The 14,189-nt window shown below is 54.4% G+C and carries 12 protein-coding genes; 8 read left to right on the forward strand and 4 right to left on the reverse strand.

Going from position 1 to position 14,189, the window contains the following annotated elements:
* Positions 1-124: 124 nt before the first annotated feature.
* Positions 125-1,372 carry a methionine gamma-lyase family protein gene (locus ACZA91_RS11130; protein WP_190532403.1) on the reverse strand — a complete coding sequence of 416 codons (1,248 nt, stop codon included), beginning with the start codon at positions 1,370-1,372 and terminating at the stop codon, positions 125-127.
* A gap of 494 nt (positions 1,373-1,866) precedes the next feature.
* Here ACZA91_RS11130 and ACZA91_RS11135 point away from each other — a divergent pair, with 494 nt between their 5' ends.
* A complete protein-coding gene (locus ACZA91_RS11135) occupies positions 1,867-2,691 on the forward strand; it encodes an acyl-CoA desaturase (protein WP_099533726.1) in 825 nt (274 codons plus the stop codon).
* A gap of 685 nt (positions 2,692-3,376) precedes the next feature.
* Here the strand turns inward: ACZA91_RS11135 and groL are convergent.
* Positions 3,377-5,017, reverse strand: coding sequence for a chaperonin GroEL (groL, locus tag ACZA91_RS11140; RefSeq protein WP_099533724.1), 1,641 nt, complete (start codon positions 5,015-5,017; stop codon positions 3,377-3,379).
* 34 nt (positions 5,018-5,051) lie between these two features.
* Here groL and ACZA91_RS11145 point away from each other — a divergent pair, with 34 nt between their 5' ends.
* Complete coding sequence (locus ACZA91_RS11145) at positions 5,052-5,210, forward strand: hypothetical protein (RefSeq protein WP_158234460.1); 159 nt, start codon at positions 5,052-5,054, stop codon at positions 5,208-5,210.
* On the opposite strand, the gene groES is transcribed toward ACZA91_RS11145, so the two are convergent.
* Positions 5,207-5,518, reverse strand: coding sequence for a co-chaperone GroES (gene groES, locus ACZA91_RS11150; protein WP_099533722.1), 312 nt, complete (start codon positions 5,516-5,518; stop codon positions 5,207-5,209). The two genes, ACZA91_RS11145 and groES, sit on opposite strands and share 4 nt — an antisense overlap.
* A 326-nt stretch (positions 5,519-5,844) precedes the next feature.
* Between groES and ACZA91_RS11155 the strand changes: the two genes are divergently transcribed.
* Together ACZA91_RS11155 and ACZA91_RS11160 are read left to right on the forward strand one after the other, a co-directional pair.
* Positions 5,845-6,369: a (2Fe-2S) ferredoxin domain-containing protein gene (locus ACZA91_RS11155; protein WP_242027882.1), complete on the forward strand. Its 525-nt coding sequence runs from the start codon at positions 5,845-5,847 to the stop codon at positions 6,367-6,369.
* A gap of 480 nt (positions 6,370-6,849) precedes the next feature.
* Entirely contained in the window at positions 6,850-7,497 is a 648-nt protein-coding gene (locus ACZA91_RS11160) for a response regulator transcription factor (protein ID WP_099533721.1), read from the forward strand.
* 325 nt (positions 7,498-7,822) lie between these two features.
* Here the strand turns inward: ACZA91_RS11160 and rpe are convergent, their stop codons facing one another.
* Positions 7,823-8,521 (reverse strand): ribulose-phosphate 3-epimerase, encoded by a 699-nt coding sequence (gene rpe / locus ACZA91_RS11165; protein ID WP_099533719.1) that lies wholly within the window; start codon positions 8,519-8,521, stop codon positions 7,823-7,825.
* A gap of 284 nt (positions 8,522-8,805) precedes the next feature.
* Here rpe and ACZA91_RS11170 point away from each other — a divergent pair, with 284 nt between their 5' ends.
* From ACZA91_RS11170 to ACZA91_RS11185, 4 genes are all read left to right on the forward strand, one after another.
* Complete coding sequence (locus tag ACZA91_RS11170; protein WP_463182356.1) at positions 8,806-10,482, forward strand: S8 family serine peptidase; 1,677 nt, start codon at positions 8,806-8,808, stop codon at positions 10,480-10,482.
* Positions 10,483-10,899 carry a hypothetical protein gene (locus tag ACZA91_RS11175; RefSeq protein ID WP_190354612.1) on the forward strand — a complete coding sequence of 139 codons (417 nt, stop codon included), beginning with the start codon at positions 10,483-10,485 and terminating at the stop codon, positions 10,897-10,899. It begins immediately after the preceding gene.
* A 273-nt stretch (positions 10,900-11,172) separates the two neighbouring features.
* Entirely contained in the window at positions 11,173-13,566 is a 2,394-nt protein-coding gene (locus ACZA91_RS11180; RefSeq protein WP_463182357.1) for a dynamin family protein, read from the forward strand.
* 77 nt (positions 13,567-13,643) lie between these two features.
* Positions 13,644-13,970 carry a KGK domain-containing protein gene (locus tag ACZA91_RS11185; protein ID WP_099533710.1) on the forward strand — a complete coding sequence of 109 codons (327 nt, stop codon included), beginning with the start codon at positions 13,644-13,646 and terminating at the stop codon, positions 13,968-13,970.
* Positions 13,971-14,189: the final 219 nt, after the last annotated feature.

Genomic DNA, 14,189 nt, shown 5'->3' on the forward strand with positions numbered 1-14,189 from the left:
TTGATTTTAGCGCACCTCTTGGAAACAAGGGTTTGGTGCGAATGGAATGCTCCCATGGACTGTCTGGGCGGTTCAGTTGATCGCGCTGCTGATTAAACCGCCCATTGAGCCAAATCACTGGTGGTTAAGACTCCAGGGCACTGCCTGCGGGGCCGATCGCCGCCACGGCCGTTTCCAGGGCGATCGCCGCGTGGGTCCAGTGGGTTCCCCCTTGGAAATAGGCCACATAGGGCGCGCGCAAGGGCCCATCGGCCGACAGCTCTGAGGTGCTGCCTTCAATGAAGGTGCCCCCAGCCATCACCACTTGGTCTTCATAACCGGGCATCACGGCCGGCACGGGATCCACGTAGGAATCGATCGGGGAAGCCTGTTGCACTGCCCGGCAAAAGGCAATTACCTTTTCGGCACTGCCCAGCTTCAAGGCCTGGATGATGTCGCTTTGGGCTGCGTCCGGAGCCGGATTCACCGGATAGCCCAGGTTGGCAAACACCCGCGCTGCTAGGTAATTGCACTTGAGCGCTTCTCCCACCATTTGGGGAGCCAAGAACAAACCCTGATAGAGCAGTCGGTGTTGGTCGAAGGCCGCCCCGCCCTCGGAACCAATGCCGGGAGCCGTTAACCGACAGGCCGCTTGCTCCACAAGATCAGCCCGGCCGGCCACATAGCCGCCAGCGGTGACGATCGTGCCGCCGGGGTTTTTGATCAAGGAGCCGGCCATCAGGTCTGCGCCCACGGCGGTCGGTTCGTTGTCTTCCACAAATTCGCCGTAGCAGTTGTCCACAAAGCAAATCGTGTTTGGATTCTGGGCCTTCACGATCGCCACGATCCGGCCAATGTCAGCAACGGAGAGGCTGGGTCGCCAGTCATAGCCACAGGATCGCTGGATCGTGACCATCTTTGTTTCTGGACGGATTGCTTGGGCCAGGGCTTCCCAATCGATCGTCCCGGCCGGAGTCAAATCCAATTCCCGGTAGGTGATCCCAAAATCCATCAGGGATCCCTGACCGCTGCCCCGCTTGCCAATCACCTCTTCCAGGGTGTCGTAGGGTTTGCCGGCCACGGACAGCAGCTCATCGCCGGGCCGCAGCACCCCAAAGAGGGCACAGGCGATCGCGTGGGTTCCCGACACAATTTGCACTCGCACGATCGCAGCTTCGGCCTGGAGGGCCCGGGCCATGACTCGATCGAGCGTGTCCCGACCCAAATCATCGTGGCCATAGCCCGAAACCCCCGCAAAATGGTGGGCCCCCACTCGTTCCGCCCGAAACGCATCCAGCACACGCTTCAGTTTGACCTGCACCGCGCGATCGATTTGCCCGAATCGGGGCCCCAACTCCTCCACCGCTTGCTGCACCACCGCTGCCGCATCCACCTTGACACCGCCCTTGGTGGCCTGATCCATCTGAATCCCCATGACCGAACTAACCCCAAATGGCTTGAATTTTCGTAATTGCGCCCAAAAAATTGCCAAAATTAGGCAAGCTTTCCAAAATACCGCTCCGGTGCTCAATCGAGATCACCAAAAACCCAAAATTGAGGGTCAAGGATGCACTGATTAAGGTCAAAACACAACCAATCTGAGCCGGCCGATCGCCCCTGATCCCCAATGTTTTCAGGGATTCCTGACCTAGACTGGCGTTGATCCCCGGCTCGATCGCGATCGAAAGGTTTCGCGATCCCAAAAATTCCCTAAACCCCCGATCGCGATCAAGCCGCCCCTCTGCGGCTGCTGCCGATTCCTAGATTTCGCAGCGCCAACCCACACCACCGCTGAATTTCGGTCAAACTGGATGCTCAGTCCATTGTGAAGAAATTCAAATAGGAAATGATACGCTGATTTAGCGCATCGATGACATAGGTAATTGAATGACTGCCGCAACGTCCGCACAGAACTTGCGCCCAGACTGGGGCGTAATTATCTTTATGACGGCGATGCACATCGCAGCCGTCGTGGCATTTCTGCCGCAAAACTTTAGCTGGGCAGCCGTTGGCCTGATGATCTTCCTCCACTGGGTGACGGGCGGCCTCGGAATTACCCTTGGGTGGCATCGCCTCGTCACCCACCGCAGTTTCGAGGTTCCCAAGTGGTTGGAGTACTTCTTCGTGTTCTGTGGAACGCTCTCCTGCCAAGGTGGCCCCATTTGGTGGGTTGGTTTGCACCGCCACCACCACCTGCATTCGGACACGGATCCGGATCATCATGATTCGACCAAGGGTTTCCTCTGGAGCCACATCGGTTGGATGATGTACGAAGTGCCCGCCGAAAGCGAAATTCCCCGCTTCACCAAGGATATCGGCGACGATCCTTTCTATAAATTCCTCGATCGTTACTTCCTGCTGCTGCAAATTCCCCTCGCCGCCATTCTGTACCTGATGGGTGGATGGTCGTTTGTGCTCTGGGGCATCTGCGTGCGGATGGTTTCCCTGTGGCATTGCACTTGGCTGGTGAACAGCGCCACCCACAAGTTTGGCTATCGCACCTTTGAAGACTCAGGCGATCGCTCCACCAACTGCTGGTGGGTGGCGCTCCTGACCTATGGCGAAGGCTGGCACAACAACCACCATGCCCATCAATACTCCGCTCGCCATGGTTTGGCTTGGTGGGAAATTGATGCCACTTGGATGACGATCCAACTGTTGCAGTTCTTGGGCTTGGCGAAGAACGTCAAGTTGGTGAAGGCGGAATCGTAACTTGGGGTGAGCGGCCGTTCAGCCCCGATCGCTTGACAACGGTTTGAGGAAAATTCTGATTCAATCCCAGCTTGGCCCCAAAAGCTTCAAAGCTTGATTCAAGAATTGTCTTTAGTCGTTTCAACTCAACGATCTTTAAAACCAGTTGATTAGCCCTCTTTCGCTGTACGGTTGAAAATCCCTACCATTCAATTGCAAATTGATCGACGGGTTGGTTTATTTCTGTCGAACTCAACCCGCGATTAAGCTTTCAGTCTTAAAGCAGTACCCATGGGAGTGCTGCTTTTTTGTTGCCCATGACTTGGGTTGACATGAATTGGGTTGACATGAATTGGGTTGATGGGTTGTTTTGTTCATGAGGCCACCCTCAAAGGAACTCAACCAGCCGCCATGAGATCGCCGGAGATTAATAGCGCTGAAGATCCATAGCGCTGGCTTCCCACTGCCCAATTGAAAAGAAGGGGTTTGGGGATGAGGGTTTCTTGCGGATTTGTGCAAAAAATCCAGCGAAGCCAGCCCCTCCGGAATCACCGTTCATGCAAAATCGGCTGGAAACTAACTGCCTGTGGCATAGCTCCCAACCGATTTACTTTTGAGTTGGCCTGGGTTATGGAGGGATCGTTACACCTACAAGTTGGGTAACGATTCCCTGAACCATTCCCGGGACAAGGATTGTGGGCGAGACTTAGTAGTCGAAGTCGCCGCCGCCCATGCCAGCGCCAGCGCCAGCAGCTTCCTTCGGTTCGGGTTTGTCAACCACAATGCATTCGGTGGTCAGCACCATCGCCGCGATCGAGGCAGCGTTTTGCAGGGCCGAGCGGGTCACCTTGGCGGGGTCAACGATCCCGGCTTCAAACATGTCTACGTATTCGCCGCTCGAAGCGTTGTAGCCCACGTTGAAGTCTTTTTCCATCACGCGCTCAGCGATCACCGCGCCGTTTTGACCGGCGTTTTCAGCAATCCGCTTCAGGGGAGCCGTCAGGGCACGAGCCACGATCAGTGCGCCGGTCAGCTCTTCGTCCTTTAGGTTGGCGTTTGCCCAGTCGGTCAGACTAGGAGCCAAGTGTGCCAGGGTCGTACCACCACCGGGCACGATGCCTTCTTCAACGGCCGCCTTGGTGGCGTTGATCGCATCTTCCAGACGCAGCTTGCGATCCTTCATTTCGGTTTCGGTGGCCGCGCCAACCTTCACCACTGCCACACCGCCAGCCAGCTTGGCCAGACGCTCTTGCAGTTTTTCCTTGTCGTAGGAAGATTCAGTTTCTTCCATTTGACGGCGGATTTGCTCGCAACGGGCCTTCACTTCGGCTTCGTTGCCATCGGCCACGATCGTGGTGGTGTCCTTGGTGATCGTGATCCGGCGGGCTTGACCCAGTTGCTCCAGCTTGGTGCTGTCGATCTTCAAGCCAGCATCTTCAGTGATCAGTTGACCGCCGGTGAGGATGGCGATGTCTTCCAGCATGGCCTTGCGGCGATCACCGAAGCCAGGAGCCTTCACAGCAGCCACGTTCAGCACGCCGCGCAGACGGTTCACCACCAAGGTAGCCAGGGCTTCCTTCTCGATGTCTTCAGCGATGATCAGCAGGGGCTTGCCAGCGCGAGCGGCTTGCTCCAGGATCGGCACCAGGTCTTGCACCAGGGTGATCTTCTTGTCGGTCAGCAGGATGAAGGGGTTATCCAGTACTGCTTCCATCCGCTCGGTGTCGGTGGCAAAGTAGGGCGAGATATAACCCTTGTCGAAGCGCATCCCTTCGGTGACTTCCAGCTCAGTCGTCATCGACTTGCCTTCTTCCAGGGAGATCACGCCTTCTTTGCCCACTTTGCTCATGGCATCGGCGATCATTTGGCCAACTTCTTCGTCGTTGCCGGCGGAGATGGCTGCCACTTGCGAGATGGCTTTGGAGTCGTTTTCGGGGACTTGGCGAGCGTGGGCCTTGATTTGATCCACCAGGTAAGCGACGGCCTTTTCAGTACCGCGCTTCAGGGTGATGGCGTTGGCACCGGCGGCCACGTTGCGCAGACCTTCTTTAACGATCGCGTGGGCCAACACGGTGGCGGTGGTGGTTCCGTCGCCCGCTGCGTCGTTGGTTTTGGAAGCGGCTTGGCGAATCAGGGCCACGCCGGTGTTTTCCACGTGATCTTCCAGTTCAATTTCTTTGGCGATCGTCACACCATCGTTGATGATTTGAGGTGCGCCAAATTTCTTTTCGAGCACAACGTTGCGACCCTTGGGACCCAAGGTGACGGCCACGGCTTCCGCCAGGATGTCCATACCGCGCTCAAGGGCACGACGGGCGTTTTCGTTGTAGATAATCTTCTTAGCCATGATCTGCCTGTTGGAGATTGAAGAATGAGGAGTTTTGCGAAACCCAGGATTGGGCTGGTTAGTCCGGTTTGACGATGGCTGGTTTGGCGATCGGCTTAACCGGGGCGATCGAGCCGAGGAACCGTCAACCCTTGAAGAGCAGCCCTTAAAGAGCAGCGGTCGATCGGGACGGCTCGGGCCATGGCTTAATTAGCCAACAACCGCCAGGATGTCTTTTTCAGAGAGCAGGACGTAATCTTCGCCACCCAGCTTGATATCCGTGCCAGCGTACTTGGAGTAGAGAACTTTGTTACCAGTGCTGACTTCGGGAGCTTGGCGGCTACCATCATCGTTGCGCTTGCCAGGGCCCACAGCGACGACTTCGCCAACTTGGGGCTTTTCTTTGGCGTTATCGGGCAGGAGAATACCGCCAGCGGTCTTTTCTTCAGCGGCGGCGACTTTGACCAATACGCGATCGCCCAAAGGAGTCACGGTCGATACGCTCAACGATACGGCTGCCATACAGAATCTGTCTCCAGAGGTTTGAAGTGAAAAGCTAGACCAATGGTGAAGCGGATAGGCGAAAGGCTGAAAACCCGTGGTTACGCAGTGCTGACTGCGCGGTGCTGACAGGGTGTCTGTTGCAGCCTGACCAACGGCTTTTAGCACTCTCTCCATCCGAGTGCTAATTTACTGGAGACCATGGGGCCTGACAACAGACCCCTCTGTACGGGTTTCCGAACTGGCAACCAGGGCGTAACTTGGAAAGATCTCGATCGCCCCGCCCAGTACGTCACCCGCCGCCCGACACACCTTGCCAACCACCCTCAGCCCCACCGCATTGCCCCATGGCAACCCCATTGCACTCTTCCCTTGCGAACCCAGAGGCCGATCGACCCGATCTCGATCCCGATGCCTCAACCCCTTGCCCTGCCGAGGCCCAAACCAATTCCCCCACCGAGGAGGCCCGATCGCTCCTGCCCGTGGTGCGGACATTGGGAATCGATCGCATCGAACGCCACGTTTTCATTTGCGCCGACCAAACCAAACCCCTTTGCTGCCCCAAGGATGCCAGCCTGGAATCCTGGGACTATCTGAAGCGGCGATTGCGAGAACTGGGTCTTGATGGAACCGGCCCAGGCAACCCCTCAGGTTCAGAATTTTCCCCATCCTCCGTGGTTTTTCGGACAAAAGCGAACTGTTTGCGGGTTTGCACGGAAGGGCCAATCCTGCTGGTTTATCCCGAAGGCGTGTGGTATCGACGCGCCACCCCAGCCGCGATTGAGCAGATCATTCAGGAACATCTCATTGGTGGGCGTGTTGTGCAGTCCTTGGCTTTCTTTGAGCGATCTTTGCCCCAAATGGCTCCCTGAGCGGCGGAACTGGGCAGCCGTTGCACTCGGGAATCAGGACTGCCTAGCGAAATTACTGGTAGCACTCAACACCAGCATTGCCCTAAACTAGGAGGCAGGTTAAAAAAATACCCATCAATCCTGTCCGTAGCTGGTTAACTTGTCCAGCCGTGGTTGGTTTTTCGGATTTCCTGCCCGTGGCCCAACGACCACGACCCTAAGTTCATCCTAGTCGTATGATTGCGGCGCATTCCTGCGGCGGATTGCGACAAAGTTTTGGTGAAATGTTGGTGAAATGGCAGTGAAGTGGTTGTGAACAATTGCGGTGAATTTAATTTCCCCCTTAAATTCCCGACCCGTAGGCTATGCAGTTCCTTGGGCTATGCAGCTCCTTGAGCAGCTCATTCAACGGGACTGAAATTAACCTGAGTGATTAAAAAGGTAGGCGATCGCACTCGATCGTGCTAACTTCCGCTCTTCCTAAAGATCTTTTCGCTTCCTATGAGAAGAAGCAATCTTGGTATTCAAAAACGAATCTTACTCATCGATGACGATCCAAATCTGATTTTGCTCGTCAAAGATTATTTGGAATTTCACGGATATGTGGTGATTCCGGCGAGCAACGGTCGCGAGGCCCTGGAACAGCTTGAGCAAGATTTGCCGGATATGATCATCTGCGATGTGATGATGCCGGAAATGGATGGCTACAGCTTGGTGAAATCCGTGCGCCAAGACCCGCGAACGAACTGGATTCCGGTGCTGTTGCTGTCGGCAAAGGGCCAAAGCCAGGATCGAATTAAGGGGCTGACCACGGGGGCCGATATCTACATGACCAAGCCCTTTGAACCGGAAGAATTGGTGGCCCAAGTTGAGTCTTCCTTAAAACAGGCTTCTCGGTTAATTCGTTACCAAGCCAAGGGAGATCGATCGCCCAAATTCAAAGTGCCAAAAGACGTGGAACTGACCCCCACGGAGTCGCGGGTGGTGCAGTTGGTGGCGCGGGGCATGGCAAATCGAGAAATTGCTGAATTGATGAGTGTCAGCCAACGCACGATCGAAAGTCACGTTAGTAATATGTTAGGCAAAACGGGACTCAGCAACCGCACAGAACTGGCACGCTGGGCGATCGAAACTCGGATGGCGTTATAACCAAAAACTTAAGGAAAACACTAAGCAAAAAAATAGATCAGCGATAGACAAAATGCTTAAGCAAAAAATAAGTGAACAGCTTAAGCCAACAACTCAAAAGCAAAACCTCAAACAATCAAAAGCAAAACCTCAAACAAAAACTCAAACGAAACCTTAATAAAAAAAATGAGCGATCGCCTGAATTGGCTAAAATCGCTCATCGCAATTGATATTGATTGAGTGGTGAGTGATGGTCTAGCTACAGCAATCTTGATTGATGGCTTTGGGCGGGCGGTCAATCTGCAATGATCGAATAGTCGCCAGCCCGTTGGCCACCCGAAAAATCCTAGACCGCAGCCAGCTCGCGAGTGGCGGGGTTCTTGCTGTTGCGGATCCCTTCGATCGCGGTGGCATAATCCGGCGCATTGAACACCGCCGAACCGGCCACGATCGCGTTTGCACCCGCTTCGAGCACTTGCCAGGTGTTGTCCACCTTCAGGCCGCCATCCACCTCAATCCAAGGATCGAGACCGCGCTCATCGCACATTTGACGCAGCTTGCGAATCTTCGGCAACACACCGGGGATGAACTTCTGGCCGCCAAAACCGGGGTTGACGCTCATGATCAACACCAGGTCGCACAGTTCCAGCGTGTATTCAATCAATTCCAGCGGGGTCGAAGGATTCAACACCACACCAGCCTTGGCACCGGCTTCCTTGATTTGGGCGAGGGTGCGGTGCAGGTGGGGCGAGGCATTGTGCTCTGCGTGAACCGTGATGTGGTCAGCGCCGGCCTTGGCGAACGCATCCACATATTTTTCCGGCTCGACGATCATCAGGTGGACATCGAGGGGCTTTTGGGTGTGAGGACGCACGGCTTCAACGATCAGCGGGCCGATCGTGATGTTCGGCACGAAGCGACCATCCATGACATCAACGTGGATCCAATCAGCACCGGCAGCATCTACGGCCCGAATTTCTTCACCCAGGCGGCTGAAATCGGCGGATAGAATGGAAGGGGCGACGACGATGGGCTTTTGGCTCATGGTGGGTGCGTCCTCTGGGGGCGGGCAAGGGTAGAAATTGTATTTGTTTTAACAGAATATGAACAATATTTGTTAAAACTTGCAGGTTTTTCAGGGTTTCTTGACGAGCGATCGCGCTACAACCCAAACAGCATCCCCGATCTATCCACGATCAAGACAGGATCAGGATCTGTTCGCCCAAGATTTGCCCAAGATTCGTCCAAAATTCGCCCAAAATCTGTTCGTCGCCCTAATTGAGCCAGCAATTTGGTCAGCTTTCATCAGCTATCAGTCAGTGAGGAGTTATGGGTCGATCGCGCCATTTGTTTTCCCTCCAATTTGATCGCCTCGGCCAAGCCCTGCTTCGGACTGGGCGCTTGGTGTTGTTAGGGGCGATCGGCTGCTCGATCGCCACGACCGCCAGTGCCACTTTGCCCGCCGTGCTGTTGCCGCTGTCCACAGGGCCCGATGGCATCGATTCCGATCGACTGCACCAAGCGCCCTACAACATCACCGGCCGCAAAATTGGCATTGGCCAAGTGGAAATTGGTCGGCCCGGTCGTTTTGGCTACGACAAAGCGGTGGGGAACGCGGATGACTTTCGAACTGCGGGCCTGTTGGTTTTGGAAGAGCGGCCAGGGCCCGATGAATATGTGGATGGCCATGCCCACAGTGTGGCGGGGGTGATGATTGGGCGATCGGGGAAATTGGCGCGGGGCGTGGCTCCTGGGGCCATGCTCTATTCCGCAGCCACGGGCCCATCCGAAGGCAATGGCCAAATTGGGGAATGTTTAGCTAGCCAGTCCGTGGCCCTGCAAAACCATGGCGATGTGCGAGCCATTAACTTCAGCTTTGGCGAACCCCTCAGCCAGGATCAGCGACTGAACGCCATGTTGGATGGCAATTCCCTGCTCACCCTTTGTGTGGATTGGTCGGCGCGGGCCCATGACGTGCTGTATCTGATTGCGGGCAATCAGGGCGATGGGGGCATTTCAATTCCCACGGACACCTTTAACGGCATCAATGTGGCCTTTACCCGGCGGTTTCGGGGGCAGTTTTCCAAGTTGGATTTTGCCAACCTGGGGAACGTGGTCACGGGGGTTGGTCGGCATTTGGTGGGCTTCGAAAGCAATGCGGGGTTGCGGCGGTCGATCGGGCTGGTGGCTCCGGGGGCCGATGTGGGGCTGTATGAACTGAGCGGCCAGGTGATCTATGCCAGCGGCACGAGTTTTGCCACCCCCCATGTCACCGCCACCGTGGCCCTGCTTCAGGAATGGGCCGAGCGGCAAATTGCCGGAAAGCAAGTCCGTTGGAGCAAAGATGCCCGTCGCCACCAGGTGATGAAAGCGGTGTTGATGAATTCCGCAGACAAAGCCAAGGACGCGGGAGATGGCAACCGGTTGGGCATGACCCGGGATGTGTGGCGCGAAGACGAGAAAACCTGGCTCGATTCCGATGCCGCCAGCGATCCGACGATTCCGCTCGATGAGCAAATTGGTGCGGGTCAACTGAACGCCTACCGGGCCTATCAACAGTTTGCACCGGGTCAATGGCAGCCGGGCGAGGCTGTGCCCTTGGTGGGCTGGGCGTTCCAATCCTTGGCCCTGAAGGATGACCAACCGGCCGTTCACGACTACCCGATCGCCCAACCACTCCAGGGTGGCAGCTTTGCGGCCTTGACTCTCACTTGGAGCCGCCATGTGGAATTGCTCGATCGCAATAACAATGACCGGTTTGATCGGGGTGAAGGTTTTGTGAACAAAGGTCTGAGCGATTTTGATCTGTACCTGATTCCGGAAGGGGAAACCGTGGCCACCACCACCAACCCCTGTCGATCGATCAGCTCCGTGGACAGCGTGGAGCATGTGTTTTGTGAAGTGCCCAAAACCGGCCGCTATCGGGTGCGCGTGGCCCTCAAGGAAGCGGCTGTGGGTCAAAGTGATGAGTATGCCCTCGCTTGGTGGACGAAGGGAGCCAACTAGATGCACCAGCCGCCCGAGGATGTGCCGCCCCTGATTGATCGCACCGAGCTGGGGGTGCGCGATCGGGATCTCGACCCGATCGGCTCCCGGTTGCGGCTGTATCTCTACTACGCGCCGATCGCCGGTTGGTTGCCGGCCTTGCTGGCCCTGCGGCGATCGGGTTTGGATGAGCGGGAATTTGTGGCGGCCAAGCGATCAGTGCAGTTGGCGATCGGCTGGGCGATCGGGCTGGCCGTGGGCAGTACCGTCAGCGAACAGCTCGCTAACCCCAGTCTCAGTTTTTTGTTGCTGCAAAGCGCCTGGACAAGCACCTATTGCCTGATTTGTGTGGGGCTGATGGTGTCCGTGTGGCGGCGACGCTCCTGGGCGATCGGGCCGGGCCGGGGGCGATCGGGCGATCGGCCGGATTCTGACTGAGATCGATTGGGTTGATGTGCAAAAAACGGTAGCCCAACTTCTGCCAACTTGACGATTTTTCGTACCTCTCAACCTGATGCAGCCACTTAAAGTTTGGGATTTAATTAAGGTTCACAAAAGCCGTATTGTGCGACCCTATAACTGGGATAGGTATTGTTTTGCGCTATCCTAATCCCAGCCACTTGCAAGAACAAAGGCTCACTCAAACAGCAGCCTTTGTTCTCGCCAGTATTCTCTGAATCTTTAAACCGATCTCAATTGGTTGGAAATCCCATGGCTCAACTGGATAGCAATCAGATCGCAGCTTGTCAGAATCTCCAGGAATCCGTTGAAGCCATTGTGCATCTGGTTGAGCAAGAGTCCACACTCCAAAATCAAGATATTACGTCAGTTCATACGTCTCTGCGTAAGGCGATCGCCCCGACCTTTGAAGTGGCTTTTGTGGGGGCTTTCAGCGCTGGCAAATCAATGCTAATTAATGCCCTGTTGGGTCGGGAACTGCTCTATAGTGCTGAAGGCCATGCCACCGGAATTGAATGCTACATCGCCTATGCGCCAAGCGATCGGGAACGGGTTGTATTGACCTTTGCTAGTGCGGCTGAAGTTCACGAAGAAGTGCAGGTCTTGCTGGAGCGGCTGGGGGTTTCTTCGGCAATTGATTTGAGCCGAGAAGAGACCGTTTCAACGATTCTCACCGCCTGCGAAAAAATGATCGAAAAAGAAGGTGGCGAGTCCAAATCTGAACGGGCTAAACAAGCAAAAGCTCTTAAGTTGCTGATTGAAGGCTGGTGGACTAATCGCGATCGCATCCATCCCACCAGTAACACCACCTACTCAATGGAGCAATTTAATTTCACCAACCTCAAAGATGCAGCAGCCTATGCCAGACGCGGCAGCAATAGCGCTGTGCTCAAACGGGTGGAATATTACTGCTGTCATCCTTTGTTGGAAGATGGCAACGTTCTGGTTGATTTGCCAGGAATTGATGCCCCGATCAAAAAGGATGCTGCCCTCACCTACAGCAAAATTAGCAATGAAGACACATCTGCTGTGGTGGCAGTGCTGAAACCAGCCGCAGCGGGTGACATGACGAAAGAGGAAACCGAACTCCTGGAAGCGATGCGCAGCAATTCGGGAATTCGCGATCGGGTCTTTTTCGTCTTCAATCGTATTGATGAAACTTGGTACAACGTTCAACTGCGGCAACGCCTAGAGTCCCTGATTGCCAGTCAGTTTCGAGATGGACAGCGGCTCTATAAAACCAGTGGACTGCTGGGGTTCTATGGCAGCCAGCTTCGAGAAACCAGTGCGGGCGATCGCTTCGGCCTCGACAGCATTTTTGCCAGCAGCATCAAAAGTGCAGAAATTGCCGAAGAAACACCGCAATTCGTCTATGAATTCAATCGCTATTGCTCCAGTTCTGGCAAATTACCGGCCAATCGTTTTCGGATTTCGGTCAATAACTACGAAAGCCAGAACGAAAACTATGTTCGGATTTTGGGTGAATATGGTTCGCCCTTGGTGGATCAACTGATTCATGACAGCGGCATTGAAGTATTTCGAGAAGGAATCACACGCTATTTGACCGAGGAAAAGCGGCCGCAACTCTTCTCGACTTTGGCCAATGATTTACAGCCCCTTTGTGTAGCCCTGCGTCGGTTGTATAGCGATCGCTACCGAGAACTCGATAGCCAGCCCACGGAACTCGAAGGCATTAAAAGCAATCGGCTCGATCGACTCAACACCGATTTGAAGCGCCTAGCCGAAAACTTTGCGGATCATTTAAAGCGCGAAGTTAACGAGATTGTCACCAATCAATGTGTCAGCTTTGAAGACGATTTCCGCAATTTACAAGTGCGGATGCAGGGCCGGATGGGCGAGCTGCTGAACGGATTTTCCGTTAAGCAAGCCTATCAGCGGGCTACGTTGGCTCACCCGCGCAATTCCACTGCTCCTTTGTTAGCAATTTTGGTTGAGGCGTTCTATTACTTAGCCAATGAACTCGAAGAAGTGCTAACTGCGGAAATTGAGCGGGTGATTCGGCGGCTCTTTTCATTGTTGATGGATCGAATTCGCCATCAGGATTATTATCGGGAGCTATGCCGATTGGTGGGAGATGATGCGGGGCTAGAAGATCGATTGAAGGCGATCGAACAATCCGTGCAATTAGCCCTTCGCAGCGAGGCGAGCACTGAGTGCGATCGCTATGTGCGTGAAAGTCCCGATTTCTATCAGGAAGGCTCGGTTTCGCTCTATCAGTTTCGGGAAGTGTTGCGCCAAACTTCTGTGGGCTATGACTTTTTGCCGATGGTGGAAGCAGAACCCGCCATTCGCCAATTGTTAGAACTCGATTTTGCACCCAAGGTCAAGCGCACCGTGACGAGCACCTTTCGCCAAGCGGTGAGCCAAACTTTGAAGTCGCAACTGTTGCCCATAGCGGTGGAATATGAAGAGGTGATTTTGCAGCAATACACGATCGCCCGTAACCATTTGGAAAAAACGATCGAGAAGGAAGCCCAGGAGCAACTGGAGCAACTGGCTGAACAAAAAGCTGCTTTGCAAGAGCAAATTGCGACTTATAACCAGGCGGTGGAGGCGATCGATTCTTGTTTGCAATCCATGGGGTGCGATCGCTACCAACTCCCGATCGTTGAGTTGGTAAACTAGCCCCAACCGTGTTTGGTAACAAGGGGCTTGAGCATCTTGTCTAGGGACAGAAATCAGGATTTTTGAGGTGTTTGTGAATGACTGAGCCAATTGTTTATCGTCTTGATGCCGAGGATGTCATTCGATCGGATGATGGCAACTTGCCCTTTGTGGAAATTTCGACTTGCTTGGCTACGGATATGACTGCCAACTTGGAAGAAACCTACGATGAGGACTTAGAAAAGGCTGCTTTTTCGGATGGTTTTCCCTGTAGGGTTTTGCGTCCTGGTCAAAAACAATGGCTGTCAGGGAAGGTGCGTTTCTTTCTGGAAATTGAGCTTGATCCAGATCAAGAAGAAGAGATTACTAACCCCGAAGGATCCAACTCGACGTTGGATGAGCTACGTAAGCTGGCTGGGGAATAGGGTAGAAGTAGCCTGTAGGGTGGGCATTGCCCACCTATAGACCGTGCCGAAGAAATCTGGTCATGTTTTGGGAACAAGCAATTATTGAGGATAAATGTTGTCTTTGTTAAATAATAGTGGTGGGCATTGCCCACCCTACCAGCTACTTGACGTTGGCTGAGCTACGTAAGCTGGCTGGGGAATAGGGTAGAAGTAGAACTGTAATCTTCAAGAGGTTAT

The organism is Limnothrix sp. CMB-01 (assembly GCF_055193175.1).